General features: G+C 74.8%; 11 protein-coding genes. 6 read left to right on the forward strand and 5 right to left on the reverse strand.

Annotated elements, in window-relative coordinates:
- Window positions 1-75 precede the first annotated feature (75 nt).
- The gene (locus Q0858_RS09330) at window positions 76-2,391 is read left to right on the forward strand and encodes a transglycosylase domain-containing protein (RefSeq protein ID WP_299053122.1); all 2,316 of its coding nucleotides are present in this window, start codon (window positions 76-78) and stop codon (window positions 2,389-2,391) included.
- 33 nt (window positions 2,392-2,424) lie between these two features.
- Window positions 2,425-3,807, forward strand: a complete 1,383-nt coding sequence (locus Q0858_RS09335) for a glycosyltransferase 87 family protein (RefSeq protein WP_299053124.1) — start codon at window positions 2,425-2,427, stop codon at window positions 3,805-3,807.
- Window positions 3,808-4,204: 397 nt separating this feature from the next.
- Here the strand turns inward: Q0858_RS09335 and Q0858_RS09340 are convergent, their stop codons facing one another.
- From Q0858_RS09340 to Q0858_RS09350, 3 genes are all read right to left on the reverse strand, one after another.
- On the reverse strand, window positions 4,205-5,287 hold the full coding sequence (locus Q0858_RS09340) for an alanine racemase (RefSeq protein ID WP_299053126.1): 1,083 nt from the start codon (window positions 5,285-5,287) through the stop codon (window positions 4,205-4,207).
- Between the two features lie 13 nt (window positions 5,288-5,300).
- Complete coding sequence (locus Q0858_RS09345) at window positions 5,301-6,464, reverse strand: peptidoglycan bridge formation glycyltransferase FemA/FemB family protein (RefSeq protein WP_299053128.1); 1,164 nt, start codon at window positions 6,462-6,464, stop codon at window positions 5,301-5,303.
- Between the two features lie 92 nt (window positions 6,465-6,556).
- Window positions 6,557-6,913: a hypothetical protein gene (locus tag Q0858_RS09350; RefSeq protein WP_299053129.1), complete on the reverse strand. Its 357-nt coding sequence runs from the start codon at window positions 6,911-6,913 to the stop codon at window positions 6,557-6,559.
- Between the two features lie 71 nt (window positions 6,914-6,984).
- Between Q0858_RS09350 and Q0858_RS09355 the strand changes: the two genes are divergently transcribed.
- A complete protein-coding gene (locus Q0858_RS09355) occupies window positions 6,985-7,899 on the forward strand; it encodes a LysR family transcriptional regulator (protein ID WP_299053131.1) in 915 nt (304 codons plus the stop codon).
- A 40-nt stretch (window positions 7,900-7,939) separates the two neighbouring features.
- Here the strand turns inward: Q0858_RS09355 and Q0858_RS09360 are convergent, their stop codons facing one another.
- Complete coding sequence (locus Q0858_RS09360; protein WP_299053133.1) at window positions 7,940-8,740, reverse strand: deoxyribonuclease IV; 801 nt, start codon at window positions 8,738-8,740, stop codon at window positions 7,940-7,942.
- 10 nt (window positions 8,741-8,750) lie between these two features.
- Complete coding sequence (locus tag Q0858_RS09365; RefSeq protein WP_299053135.1) at window positions 8,751-10,088, reverse strand: threonine dehydratase; 1,338 nt, start codon at window positions 10,086-10,088, stop codon at window positions 8,751-8,753.
- Window positions 10,089-10,202: 114 nt separating this feature from the next.
- Between Q0858_RS09365 and Q0858_RS09370 the strand changes: the two genes are divergently transcribed.
- The 3 genes from Q0858_RS09370 to Q0858_RS09380 are packed head-to-tail and all read left to right on the forward strand — an operon-like array spanning window position 10,203 to window position 13,539.
- Entirely contained in the window at window positions 10,203-11,528 is a 1,326-nt protein-coding gene (locus Q0858_RS09370; protein WP_299053138.1) for a hypothetical protein, read from the forward strand.
- Window positions 11,525-11,650 (forward strand): hypothetical protein, encoded by a 126-nt coding sequence (locus tag Q0858_RS09375; protein WP_299053141.1) that lies wholly within the window; start codon window positions 11,525-11,527, stop codon window positions 11,648-11,650. Before Q0858_RS09370 ends, Q0858_RS09375 begins: the two co-directional genes overlap by 4 nt.
- The gene (locus Q0858_RS09380; RefSeq protein WP_299053144.1) at window positions 11,647-13,539 is read left to right on the forward strand and encodes a hypothetical protein; all 1,893 of its coding nucleotides are present in this window, start codon (window positions 11,647-11,649) and stop codon (window positions 13,537-13,539) included. Before Q0858_RS09375 ends, Q0858_RS09380 begins: the two co-directional genes overlap by 4 nt.
- Window positions 13,540-13,603: the final 64 nt, after the last annotated feature.

Consider the following 13,603-nt stretch of genomic DNA (forward strand, 5'->3'; position numbering starts at 1 on the left):
CCTCGTTACCCTGGTTGACCGGCCCGCCCCCGGGGCGCGGTCCGTCATGCCGTCAAGGAAGCCGGAGAGCAACGAGTGACCGGGAAGCGCAAGGCCGCGAGCGCGGGCACCGCCAAGGGCGGGGCCGGCGCGAAGGCCCGTGGGAGGACCGCGAAGAAGAAGCGCGGGATCCTCGCCCGACTGGCCCTCTGGACCGCCGGGGGGACGGCGATCCTCGTGATCATCGGCGCCGTCGCCTTCGTCGTGCTCTACACGACGACCGAGGTGCCCGACCCCAACGCGGACTTCCAGACGGAGACGAGCTTCGTCTACTACCGCAACGGCGACAGCGAGCTCGGGGAGTTCGCGACGCAGAACCGCGACTCGATCGACCTGGCCGACATGCCGGCCGACCTCAAGGACGCCGTCGTCGCCGCGGAGAACCGGACCTTCTGGACCGACAACGGCATCGACCCCCGCGGCATCCTGCGGGCGGCGTTCTCCAACGCCCGGGGCAACTCCACGCAGGGCGCCTCGACCATCACCCAGCAGTACGTGAAGATCCTCTACCTCTCCCAGGAGCAGACCCTGAGCCGCAAGGCGAAGGAGGCGCTGCTGTCGCTGAAGATCCAGCGCCAGCAGAGCAAGGAGGAGATCCTCGAGGGCTACCTCAACACCATCTACTTCGGCCGCGGCGCGTACGGCGTCGAGGCCGCGGCGCAGGCATGGTTCGGGATCCCGGCGGCCGAGCTGAACCTGCGCCAGTCGGCGTTCCTCGCCAGCGTGCTCAACAACCCCGGCAACCTCGACCCGACCACCGGCCGCGACAACAAGCGCGACCTGCGTGAGCGCTACCGCTACACCCTCGACGGGATGGTCGAGATGGGCACCGCGTCGCAGGCCGAGGCCGATGAGGCGTCGTCCTCGCTGCCCGACGTGCCGGAGCAGGAGGCCGAGAGCCAGTACGGCGGCCAGCGCGGCCACATGCTGGAGCTCGTCCGGTCCGAGCTCAACGGGCTGGGCTTCGACGACTCCGACATCGACGGCGGTGGCCTCCGCATCACCACCACGTTCGACCAGCAGGTGATGGACGCCGCCGCCGAGGGCGTCGCGGCCCAGCGGCCCGAGGGGTTCAGCGACAAGGACCTCCACATCGGGGTCGCGAGCGTCGAGCCCGGCACCGGCGCGCTGCGCGGCTTCTACGGCGGCCAGGACTACCTGGAGTCCCAGCTGAACTGGGCCCGCTCCGGCGGCCAGGCCGGCTCGACGATGAAGGCGTTCGCGATCGCGGAGGGCATCGACCAAGGCTTCGCCCTCACCGACGTCTTCGAGGGCAACTCGCCGTTCGTGCTGCCCGACGGCGGCGAGGTCGGCAACCAGGGCGACACCGACTACGGCTCGGCGATCACCCTGGAGCAGGCGGCCGAGGACTCGGTCAACACCGCCTTCATCGACCTGACCCTGGGCATGAACAACGGGCCGGAGTCGATCATCGAGCGCGCCAACGCGATGGGCGTCCCGCCCGCGCAGGCCCCGGCCCGCGAGCGCGACCGGTTCGGCATCCCGACCGAGAGCCCCGGCCTGGAGCCGGTCACCGGCGTCGCGCTGGGCAACGCGACCGTCAGCCCGATCAACATGGCCAACGGCTACGCCACGATCGCCGCCGAGGGGCAGACGGCCGACGTCCACGTCGTCGAGCGGGTCGAGGACGCCGACGGCAACGAGCTCTACCAGCGGGAGAACACGACGGAGGAGGGCCTGCCGGCCGACGTCGCCGCGGACACCAGCTACGCGCTGCAGCAGGTCGTCTCCTCCGGGTCGGGCACCGCCGCGCTCAGCCTCGGCCGGCCGGCCGCCGGCAAGACCGGCACGGCGACGAACGAGGACGACGAGGTCTCCTCGTCCTGGTTCGTCGGCTACACCCCGCAGCTCGCGACCGCCGTCATGTACGTGCGCGGCAAGGGCAACGAGCAGCTCGAGGGCTGGCTGCCGGAGTACTTCGGCGGGTCCTACCCGGCCCGCACCTGGACCGACGTGATGGGACGCGCCCTGGAGGGCACCGAGGTCCTCGACTTCCCCGAGCCCGCCATGCTCGACGGCGACGCGCCCGACAGCTCGGCGGAGGTCCCGACCGCCCCGCCGACCACGACGGCCCCCGAGCCGGAGCCCGAGCCCCAGCCGCAGCCCCAGCCGGAGCCCGAGGAGCCGTCGGACCCGCCGCCGAGCATCGCCCCGCCGGAGCCCGAGCCGGAGCCGACCGACCCGCCGGAGACGACCGAGCCGCCGCAGCCGACGGACCCGGTGCCCGTCGAGCCGACGGAGCCCGGCGGCGGTGGCGGCGGCGGTGGCGGCGGTGGCGGCGGTGGCGGCGGCATCAGCCCCGGCGGCCCCGGCCGCGACCGTGACGGGTAGCGGACGCTGAGCGCTCCCGGCGACGTCCGCCGCGTGCACCCCACGCACGACGACCGGGTCGTCGCCGGCCTCGCCGACGGGATCGGAGGACCGCTCGGCACCCGCGCCGGCCCCGGTGGCTGGTGGACGCCGATGCGCGTCGTCCTGCTCCTGACGGCGGTCTGCTTCGCGCTCGGCATGGTGCAGAAGGCGCCGTGCTTCGCGGACTCGTGGAACGACGGCGAGGCCCGCTACACCGCGATGTGCTACTCCGACCTGCCGTACCTCTACACCGAGCGGGGGTTCGCCGAGCAGGCCTGGCCGTACGACGACGACCCGGCGGTGCGGGAGCGGTACGAGGTCATGGAGTACCCCGTCGCCACCTCGTACCTGGTGTACGGCGTCGCCGTCCTCACCCACCTCGTCGCGGGCCCCGACGACCTCGCGGAGCGCGCGGACCGACCGGTCGACGACCTGGCGGCGCCCGAGGTGATCGACCGCGAGGTCCGGTGGTTCGTCGCGGTCAACGCGCTGGTGCTGGCCCTGCTGACCCTGGGGGCGGCGGCCTTCCTGGTGCGGGTGAACCCGGGACGGCCGTGGGATGCGGTCGCCTTCGCCGTCTCCCCGGCGCTCGCGCTCACCGGGCTCGTGAACTGGGACCTGCTCGCCGTCGTCCTCGTCGCGGGGGCGCTGTGGGCGTTCGCGCGGGACCGGCCGGTGCTCACGGGTGTCCTGGTCGGGGTGGGGGTCGCGGCGAAGCTGTACCCCCTGTTCCTGCTGGGCGGGGTGCTGGTGGTCCTGCTGCGGCGCCGGGCGTGGTCGGACCTGGCGGGGTGCGGGCTCGCGGCGCTGCTGGCCTGGCTCGCGCTGAACGTCCCCGCGGCGCTGTCGTCCCGCGACGCGTGGGAGCGGTTCTGGTCGTTCAACGCCGACCGCGGACCCGACCTCGGCTCGCTGTGGCTCGTGTGGGACCAGGCGACCGGGTCGAGCACGTCCGCCGACACCGTCAACCAGGTGTCGCTCGTCTTCTTTGCGCTGTGGTGCGTGGGGGTGCTCGTCGTCGGCCTGAGGGCGCCGTCCGAGCCCCGGTTGGCGCAGCTCGCGTTCCTGGTCGTGGCGGGGTTCCTGCTCGTCAACAAGGTCTACTCGCCGCAGTACGTGCTCTGGCTGCTGCCGCTCGCCGTCCTCGCGCGGCCCCGCTGGCGCGACCTGCTCATCTGGCAGGCCGGCGAGGTCCTCTACTTCGCGTGCGTCTGGTGGTACCTCGCCGGGATCCTCGAGGCCGGCAGCGGCGGCGACAGCCCCTTCTACTGGATCGCGATCCTCGTGCGGGTCGCCTGCCAGCTGTGGCTGGTCGCGGTCGTCACCCGTGACGTCCTGCGGCCGGCGCACGACCCGGTCGTCCGGCCCGCGCCGGTCGAGGTGCGGACGGCGTGAGCCGCGCGACCCGGTGAGGGTCGGGGCGATCGCCACCCCCGGTGGTCGAGCTTGTCGAGACCTCACGGTCTGCAGGGTCTCGACGAGCTCGACCGTCGCGGGTCGAGGTCGGCGTACGTCGTGCGGGATCTCGTGGCTCGGCCGTGGCCGGCCTCGCACCTCGATCTCCGGGGAGCCTCGGAGGTCGAGGTGCTCCGAGCCCTGGCGAGGAGCCACGAGACCCGGTGAGGGTCGGGGCGATCGCCACCGCCGGTGGTCGAGCTTGTCGAGACCTCACGGTCTGCAGGGTCTCGACAGGCTCGACCGTCGCGGGTCGCGGTCGGCGTCCGTCGTGCGGGATCTCGTGGCTCGGCCGTGGCCGGCCTCGCACCTCGATCTCCGGGGGCGGCGCGACCCGTCAGCTGATGGTGACGTCGTCGAAGGTCGTGGTCGTGTAGCGGACCCGGACGCCGACCTGCTCGCCGACCTCCGGCACGCGGGAGCCGGCGGGCAGGAACAGCATCGAGGCCTGCATGTGGGGCGGCTCGGCGAAGAGCCGCTGCTTGCCGTCGATCGAGAACGGCGAGCGGGTGAGGCCGGTGGCGTCCAGACCGCCGCGGGCGATCGTGGCGGCCCGGGACTTCAGGGTCAGCTCGCCGGGGGGCGCCTCGAGTCCGATGCCGTGGGCGGTGCCGCCCGAGACCACGAGCAGGGTGCCCGAACGCGGCACCGAGCGGCCGCGGTAGCCGAAGAGGGCGCCCCGCTCGACCGGGTGGACGTCGAGCACGGTCGCCTGCGCGGTCAGCGCGTCGCGGTCCCCGAGCCACAGCGCGGTGCCGGTCCGCGGCCGGATCCGGAAGTCGGCGTACGACGCCCGCAGCTGGGTGAGCTCCTCGGGCGTGAGGTGGCTGACCCAGACGGTCCGGCGGGCCGGGTCGTTGTCGGTGCCGCCGAAGCCGGCGGCGACGACGTCCGTCATGAGGCGGTGGAACTGCGAGACGTGGGAGCCCTGCGCGAGCGGCAGGTGGAACGCGGCGCCCTCGAGCCGGGCGCGGGGGAACTCGCGGAGCGCGGCGGCGGCCTCGCGCAGCCCGGCGGCGTCCAGGCCGTGGCGCAGCATGCTCGTCATCCGCTCGAGCACGAACCGCGCCTGCGGGTCGTGGCCGAGCAGGGCGCGGAGGTCCTCGACGCGGGAGACGGTGTGCACGAGCCGCGGGTCCGGCGTGCGGTCGGCCACCGAGGCCAGGGAGTGGCCGAACGGGCGCCACGGGGTGAGGACGAGCATGGAGCCGCCGAAGCGCTTCTCGACCTCGCCGATCTCGGCGTACGTGCCGACGGCGACGGTGTCGACGCCGAGCCAGTCGGCCTTGCGGGCCAGCCGCCCGACCCCGAAGCCGTAGCCGTTGCCCTTGATCACCGGGACCAGCCCGGGGTTGGCGTCAGCGTGCGCGCGCAAGTGGCCGCGCCAGCGCTCGCCGTCCACGACGAGGGACAGACTCATGAGCTCGCCTCCTTCACCGGCGCCGCTTGAGGTAGGTCTGGAACGCCCGGTAGAGCACCCGGTTGACCGGCAGGTCCCACTCGCCGGCGTACTCGACGGCCTCGCCGCCCGTACCCGCCTTGAACTGGATCAGACCCACGTGGGAGTCGTCGGCGTCGAGGGTGTCGGTGATGCCGCGCAGGTCGTAGACGTCGGCGTCGGCGGCGAGCGCGTCGCGGATCATCGCCCACTGCACGGCGTTCGACCCGCGCACGTCGCGCTTCTCGGTGGACGACGCGCCGTAGGAGTACCAGGCGTGGGCGCCCACGCGGATCGCGATGGTCGCGGCGACGAGGTCCCCCTCGTGGCGTGCGGTCCACAGAGCGATGCGGTCGGGGTCCTCGCCGGTGAGGGCGTCGACCATCCGGGTGAAGTACGACGCCGGGCGGGGCGTGAAGCCGTCGCGCTCGGCGGTGTGCACGTACAGGGTGTGGAACTCCGCCAGCTGCGGGCCGAGGTCCGCCGCGGTGGCGCGGGCCACCTCCACGCCGGCCTTGTCGGCCTTCTTGATGTTGCGGCGCCACAGCTGGTTCATGCCCTTGAGGACCTCGTCCTCGCTGCGGGCGGTGCCGTCGGGGTGGCGCAGCGGCACCTGGAAGACGAAGCGCGGCTGCCCGGCGGCGAACCCCGCCTCGGTGCCCTGCGGGCGCCACCCGAGCTCGTGCAGCTGCGAGACGACGCGTGCGCCGGCGGTCTCCCGGGAGGTGGGGGCGAGCTCGCCGAGGCGGTGGACCTCGGGGTCGGCGACCCCGGCCTTCACCGCGGCCGCGTCCCAGCGCCGTACGACGACGGGCGGGCCGATGCGGATGCCGAACGCCCCCCGGCGCTTGAGGTGGGCGACCATCGGGCCGAGCCAGGCGCCGAGGTCCTCGCCGACCGAGGCCTCGGTCCAGTCGAGCACCGGGCCCTCGGGCAGGTACGCCAGGGACCGCTTCACCCGCGGCAGGTCGCGGTAGAGCACGAGCCCGGCACCGACGGGAGTGCCGTCGCGCTCCCAGAGCAGCGACTCGTGGCGCCACTCGCTCTTCACCGCGGCCCACGCGGGGGTCTGCAGGAAGCTGGCCGATCGCCGCGAGCCGAGGAGGGCGAGGTGCTCGGCGGGCGCCGCCGTCCGCACGGTCAGGTCGCTGGTGCTCACCGGAGCCACGGTATCGGCCCGGCGCGGGGGACCCGGACGAGCACCGGGACACCACCCGCCCGTGGTCGTCCGCACCGGGGGACGCGCGGGGTTCAGCCGACCCGCGCGCCGGACGACGCGGTCCGGGTCCCGCCGGCGAGCACCGGCGTCGACGGTGCGTCCGCGGCCGTCGGGGTCGAGGGCCGGTCCGGCTGGGCGACCCGCCCGGCCCCGACGAGGGCCGCCAGGCCGATCAGCATCCAGGTGAGGTTGACGGCGGTGGAGGGCCAGGAGGAGTGGGTGGCGGCGCTCAGGGCGAGCAGGGCCGCCCCGGCGGCGTTCAGGCCCTGGAAGGTCCGGGAGCGGGCGGCGATCCGGTCGGTCGTGAGCAGGGTGTACGCGACGACGGTGCCGCCGGCACCCAGCCAGCCGGCGGCGGTGGCGAGGGTGGTCGCCGAGAGGTGGTCCATGCCTCCAGCCTGGGCATCCCAGGGGTCCATCTCAAGAGAGTCTTGTCGACGGACGGGTTTAGCATTGCTACATGCAGCTCGACCCCCGGCGACTGGCGGTGCTCCTGGCGGTCCACCGCGCGGGCGGGGTGCTCGCGGCCGCCCAGGCGCTGCACCTGACGCCGTCCGCGGTCTCCCAGCAGATGGCGCGGCTGGAGGCCGAGGTCGGCCGCCCCCTGCTCGACCGGCGCCCGACGGGGGCGCAGCTGACCGACTCCGGCCGCCTCCTGGCGGACGCGGCGGCGCGGATCGAGATCGAGCTCACGGAGACGCGGCGGTCCCTCGCCGCGCTCACCGACGACGTCCACGGCACGGTGACGGTCGGGGCGCTGGCCTCGGTGGTCCGGGCGGTGCTCGTCCCCCTCGTGCCCGTCCTCTCCGAGGCCCACCCGGACCTGGAGCTCCGCGTCGTCCAGGCGGAGGGCAGCGACGCGGACCGCCAGCTGCGCCGCGGGGAGATCGACCTGCTCGTGCTGGAGGCGGACAGCCCGTCCGGGCGCAGCCGACCCCAGGGCACCCGGGACGTGGCGGTCCTCGACGAGCCGTGGCTCGTGACGCTGCCGGCCTCCGTCCCCACGCCGTCCACGCTGGCGGACCTCGCGCACCTGACCTGGCTGGGCGTCGACCCGACGGCGGCGGCGTACGCCGCGACCGAGCGGGTGGTGGACACCTTCGAGGAGCGGCCGCCGGTCGGCCACCGCTACAGCAGCTACGACTCCGCCACGTCGATGGTGGCCGGGGGTCTCGGGGTGGCGCTCCTGCCGGCGCTGGCCGTGCACTCGCTGCCCGTCGAGCTGGTGCAGGTCGTCGCCGTCCCCGGGACCGGCAGCCGCCACCTCGTCGCGCGGCACCGGTCGTCGCGCGCGGGCAGCAGCCGCGAGATCGCGACCGTGCTCGACGCCCTCGTGCGCGCCTGCCGCGACGTCGTCCACGAGGTCACCGGCTGAGCCCGACCGGGGGCACCCCGAGCCCGCGGACGGCGTGCGCTCAGGCGCCGCGCTCGCGCAGCCAGGCGAAGTCGGCGCGGTGCTCGTCGGCCCCACCCGGGGTCTCGCAGATCACCGGCGCGTCGGCGTCCTTCACGACCTGGGCCAGCAGGTCGGGGTCGATCCGGCCGGCGCCGAAGTTCGCGTGGCGGTCGGCCCCGGAGTCGAAGTCGTCACGACTGTCGTTGGCGTGGACGAGGTCGATGCGGCCGGTGATCGCCAGCACGTCCTGCACCACGGTCTCCAGGTCGTTGCCGCCCGCGTGCGCGTGGCAGGTGTCGAGGCAGAAGCCGACCATGTCGGCCTGCTCGGCCGACGAGATCGCGTCCCAGACCCCCGCGATCGCCGACAGGTAGCGGGTCATGGCGTTGTCGCCGCCCGCGGTGTTCTCGATCAGCAGCGGCAGGGTGAGGTCGGTGGCCTCCACCGCCTTGCGCCAGTTGTCGTAGCCGACGGCCGGGTCGTCGTCCTTCGCGAGGTGCCCGCCGTGGACGATGAGCCCCTTCGCGCCGATCGCCGTCGCGGCGTCGACGTGCTTCTGCAGCGTCTTGCGCGACGGGATGCGCAAGCGGTTGTTCCGCGTCGCGACGTTGACGATGTACGGCGCGTGGACGTACAGGTCGACCCCGGCCGCCTCGGCGTCCGCCCTCAGCTGCTCCGCGCCGCCGGCGCGCTCGACGGCCGGGCTCGCCTTGAAGTCCTGCGGGTCGGCGAGGAAGAACTGCACCGCGGTGGTGCCGCGGGCCTGCGCCTCGGCCACCGGGTCGCTGCTGGACACGTGGGCCCCGATCACGAGCGTCATGCGCCCGAGTCTAGGAACGAGGTCCGACACCCGCGCCGGTCGCCGCCGCCAGCACCTCGAGGTCGCAGTTGCCGCCGGTGTGGACGACGGCGACGCGGCTGCGGGCCGGGTCGCGGGCGGTGTCGGCGAGCAGGCCCGCCAGCGCGAGGGAGCCGGCGGGCTCCGCGAGGTTGTGCGTGGCGCGGTACATCAGGACCATCGCCCGCTGCGCGGCCTCCTCGGAGACCCGCACGATCCGCGCGGCGCCGGCGTTGACGAGGCGGACGGCGTCGGGGTCGGGCACCCGGCAGGCCACCCCGTCGACGAGGGTGTCCGCCGACTCCGAGGCGACCGGACGGCCCGCGTCCCAGGACAGCGCGTACGCCGGTGCACGCTCGGCGACCACCCCGACGACCTCGCAGTCGAGGCCCAGCAGGTCGCGGACGGCGAGGTTCGCGCAGATCCCCGACCCGAGCCCGACCGGCACGTACACGACGTCGAGGCCGGGGACCGAGGCGTGCAGCTCCGCGGCGTACGTCGCCACCCCGGCGACCAGGTCGGGCGCGAACGACGGGACGAAGAGCAGTCCCTCGCGCTCGGCGAGTCCCGCGGCGTGCTCGCGGGCGGCCTGGAAGTCGTGCCCGGCGACGACCAGGCGGGCGCCGTACGCCGCCATGGCCTCGTTCTTGTCCGGGCTGTTGCCCTCCGGGACGACGACGGTGACGGGCAGCCCGCCCGCGGCGCCGGCGTACGCGACGGACTGGCCGTGGTTGCCCCGGGTCGCGGTGATCAGCCCGCGCACCTCGCGACCCGAGGCGAGCAGGCGGTCGACCATCACCAGTCCGCCACGCACCTTGAACGCGCCCGTGGGGCAGTGGTTCTCGTGCTTGACCCAGGTCTCCACCCCGGTCGCGGCCTCGAGCAGCGGCCACCGGCGCGCCGGCGTCGGGGGGACGTGGCGGCGGACGACGCGCGCGGCGTCGCGGAGGACGTCGTCGGTGAGGGCGAACGGGTCGGCCGGCCCCGCAGCCGGCGCCGGTCCGGACGCGGCCGGCGGGGGAGCGGTGGCGACGCGGATCTGCTCGAGCGCGAGCGGCACGTCCCCGGGGGCGGCGCGGCCCGCCCGCAGGTGGCCGCACAGGTCGCGCAGCAGGCCGAGCCGCACGGTCGCGACCGGGTTGCCGAGGCGCGAGCGACGGGCGGCCCGCACGTCCTCGAACATCGGGGCCGAGACGCCGAGGACGCCCGCGACCCCGCGAGGATCGAGACCGAGGAGCGCGGCCATGTCCGCCGCGAGCGCGTCGACCGGCGCGCCGTACAGCTCGGCCTGGAGCGCGCGGCGCTCGTCGGCGGGGTCACCCGGGGACACGGGGCGACGCTACCGGGCCGGAACCGTCCGCACCGGTGTGACGGATGTGGTTTCATCGCAGCCCGGTCGGGGGATGACCCCGCTGACCATCCCGACCACCTCGACGGAGGCCCCGTGCGACCCTCGTCCCGCACCGTCCGCGCGACGGTCCTGACGCTCGCCGCCACGCTGCTCGCGGGGCCCCTCGCCCTGGGGCCCGCGGCCCTCGCCGACTCCGAGGCCCCCGGGCTCGAGCGCCCCTACGGCGACGAGCTCGAGCCGGGCACCTCGTTCTCCGACACCGCCGAGGTCGGACCCGGCACCTACACGCTCAACGTCCCCGCCGAGGGCGAGGACCACTACTTCGAGATCCCGCGGACCGACCCGGACGCCGTGATCTGGTACGGCGTGACCCTCCAGCTGGAGGACACCGCCGACGAGCTCTCGAGCTTCACCGTCGAGGGGACCGCCGAGGGGGACTCCACCGTCCCCTGCAACAGCTCCTTCGTGGAGACCGGGGAGCTGTCGTACATCACGGCCCTCTTCAGCGCGAACCGCACGGGCGAGTGCCGCGCCGCGGACAGCATCACGCTGCGGATCGCCAACGGCAGCCTGGGCGAGGACGGCGAGGCGCTGCCGACCGACGCGTTCTACCAGCTCGTGGTCTGGACGGAGCCGCCCGTCGAGGACACCAGCCAGCTGCCCGCGCCGAACGAGAACAGCCCCTGGGTCCCGGTCGAGGAGACCGAGGCGGAGCCCACCCCGGTCGAGGGGGCCCGCACGTTCACCGACGCGGAGGACCTCGCCGACGGCTACTACTCCGTGACGGTGGAGAAGGGCCGGCCCTCGATCTTCGCCTTCCCGCTCACCTACGGCCAGCACGTGCAGGTGCTGGCCGAGAACGACGGGGCCGCCGACACCTTCGAGACCCTCGACGCCGTCTGGGTCTCCCCGCTCGGCGGGCGGCTGCGCGACGTCGAACCGTCCGGGGGACCTGGGTCGGGCCTCGGGCTGGCGCGCGGCGACCAGGCCGGGTGGTCGACCCCGATCGTCACCTACACGAACCGGCAGCGCGCCGGCGGCGTCGGCGCCTCGCAGGGCGGCACCGGCTTCGGGCAGATCCAGGCCGCCCCCGCCGCGTTCGCCGGCACCTACTACCTGGTCGTCGAGCTGCCGCGGACCTTCAGCGACCCCTTCCCCGACGAGCTGCCGCTGCTGCTCGACGTCCGCACGATCACCGACTACGAGGGCAGCCCGCCGGACTACGCCACCGAGCCCGCCGCCCTGCAGTCGCTGGACGGGTCGGGGTACGTCGCCACCGAGGAGGAGCGCCAGGAGGCCCAGGAGGCCGACGCGGAGCCCGCCCCCTGGCTGCTGGTGGTCGGCCTGTTCGCCGGCGCCGCCGTGCTCGCGGCGGTCGGCGGCGTCGCGGTCGGCCGCGTCGTGCGGAGCCGTTCGTGAGCGCGCTCGTCGTGGGGTCGTGGGCCCTGGTCGTCACCCTGATCGGCCTCGCGGCCGTTCTCACCGCCCTCGGCCTGGTCGCCCTGGCCCGGTCCCGTCGTCGGACCGGAGGTCCCCGATGAGCACCCGTCGTCCCCGGCTCGGACTGGCCGCCGCCCTGCTCGTGGCCGGAGTCCCCGTCCTCGGCGCACCCGCCGTCGCCGCACCCGCCGTCGCCGCCCCGGTCACGGCCTCGGACGAGGAGTCGGCGGCCCCGGAGGACGCCGAGCCGCCCGAGGTGCCCGGACTCGAGCCCATCGACGGGGGTCCCGACGGCGACAGCGCCACCGACATCACCGCGGGCCGCTACGTCGACGTCATGCCCGAGCAGCCCCGCAACCCCGAGGACGCCGACGCGGTCGGCTTCAACGTCTACGACTTCCAGCGCACGATCCCCGGCTCGATCGTCCGCTGGGGGCTGACCTTCCAGGGCGAGGACGTCCGGGCGTCGTCCCGGGTCCGGAGCATCCTGGTGCGCCCCATCGGGGAGGACGAGACCCAGCAGTGCGGGGCCGTCGTCCGCTCGCCCGACCTGTACGCCACCGCGATGCCGATGGCCACCTTCGGCGGCACGTCGTACCCGAACGTCGACGCCTGCGCGGAGGCCGACGAGCTGCGCATCGGCGTCTTCGCGCCGGGCTCGGCCGCGCCGCCCCCGGGCACGCCGTACGAGCTGAGCGTCTGGGAGGTCCCGGCGCCGGACAACCTGCAGGACCTCACGTTCCCCTCACAGGTCGTCGGGGCCGAGCGGGTCGAGCCCGTCGCCCCCGAGGAGGTCACCACCGCGATCGAGCCCGGGCCGACCAAGCAGGAGGCGACACGCCTGCCCGACGAGGACGGCGGGGTCCACGTGGACCTGCCCCTCGGGCAGGTGTCGTGGTTCGCGGTGCCGGTGGCGACCAACGCCCTGCTCGGCGTCGACGCCGCCGTGGAGGACGTGGAGCGCGTGAACCAGGGCGCGGCCCTGGAGGTCAAGCTCGTCGCCCCCGAGGGCGGGTTCGTCGGCGAGACGATCCGCGGCACCGAGGGCACGGCTGGCACCTTCGACCCGCTGTACGGGCAGGCCGGCGTCGTCGGCACCGGGGTCTCCCAGGTGCAGGCGCAGACCTACACGGTCGGTCCCGGCGCCTACAAGGACCTCGACCCGCCCGCCTTCCGCGGCGGTGGTCTCGTCCCCTCCGGTCCCTCGATCGGCGAGGGCGGCCTCTACTACGTCGCGGTGTACGCGCAGGACCTCACCGACGGGGCGGCGGAGACGCTGCCGGTCACCCTGACGATCGGCCGCCCGCAGCCGGAGTCCGGCGACATCTTCGGCGTCGAGCCCCGCTACGACACCGACTACCCCGACGCCCTGCCCGGTCCGGTGAGCGACGTCGAGCCGACCGAGTACGACGGCGCCGCGGCCGCCGAGGAGCTCCAGCAGCAGGCGACGCAGGAGGAGCAGACCGAGGAGGAGGCCGTCGAGGACGGTTCCATCCCGTGGTGGGCCTACGTCCTCGGGGCGCTGGTCGTGCTCGCCATCGCCGCCGGCGCCTTCCTGCTGGCCCGCCGGGGTCGGTCGTCGCGACAGCAGCGGGGGCCGCAGGGACCGCCGTACGGGCAGGGACCGCCGTACGGGCAGGGACCGGCGTACGGACAGGGACCGCCGTACGGACAGGGACCGCAGGGCCACCCGGGCGGCCCGGGGCCGTACGGGCCGGGTCCGTACCAGCAGGGTCCGCCGCCCGGCTGGGGTCCGCCGCCGGGTCCGGGTGGTCCGCCGCAGGGACCGGGCGGCCCGCCGCCGGGTCCGCGTGGCCCCTCCGGACCGCCGACGCCGCCGACCCAGATCCGTCCCGGCCCGCACCCCGGTCAGTCGGGGGAGTGGTCAGGACGACCCGGGCAGCCCCAGCGGCCCCCGGAGCAGTCGCCCCCGCCGCAGCAGCCCCAGCAGCCCTGGTCGCCGCCCGACCGGGGTGACGAGGGTCGCTGACCGCTCCGCGCGCCCCGACCACCCAGCACGCGACCGAGGCCGCGACACGCCGTACCGACGGCGC

Origin of the sequence: uncultured Nocardioides sp. (genome assembly GCF_947489365.1) — a bacterium.
GTDB lineage: Bacteria > Actinomycetota > Actinomycetes > Propionibacteriales > Nocardioidaceae > Nocardioides.

Excerpts from the sequence above, each read along its gene's own strand:
- Q0858_RS09355 (WP_299053131.1), top strand. The coding sequence starts at position 6,985 with ATGCAGCTCGACCCCCGGCGACTGGCGGTGCTCCTGGCGGTCCACCGC.
- Q0858_RS09380 (WP_299053144.1), top strand. The coding sequence starts at position 11,647 with ATGAGCACCCGTCGTCCCCGGCTCGGACTGGCCGCCGCCCTGCTCGTG.
- Q0858_RS09350 (WP_299053129.1), bottom strand. The coding sequence starts at position 6,913 with ATGGACCACCTCTCGGCGACCACCCTCGCCACCGCCGCCGGCTGGCTG.
- Q0858_RS09340 (WP_299053126.1), bottom strand. The coding sequence starts at position 5,287 with ATGAGTCTGTCCCTCGTCGTGGACGGCGAGCGCTGGCGCGGCCACTTG.
- Q0858_RS09360 (WP_299053133.1), bottom strand. The coding sequence starts at position 8,740 with ATGACGCTCGTGATCGGGGCCCACGTGTCCAGCAGCGACCCGGTGGCC.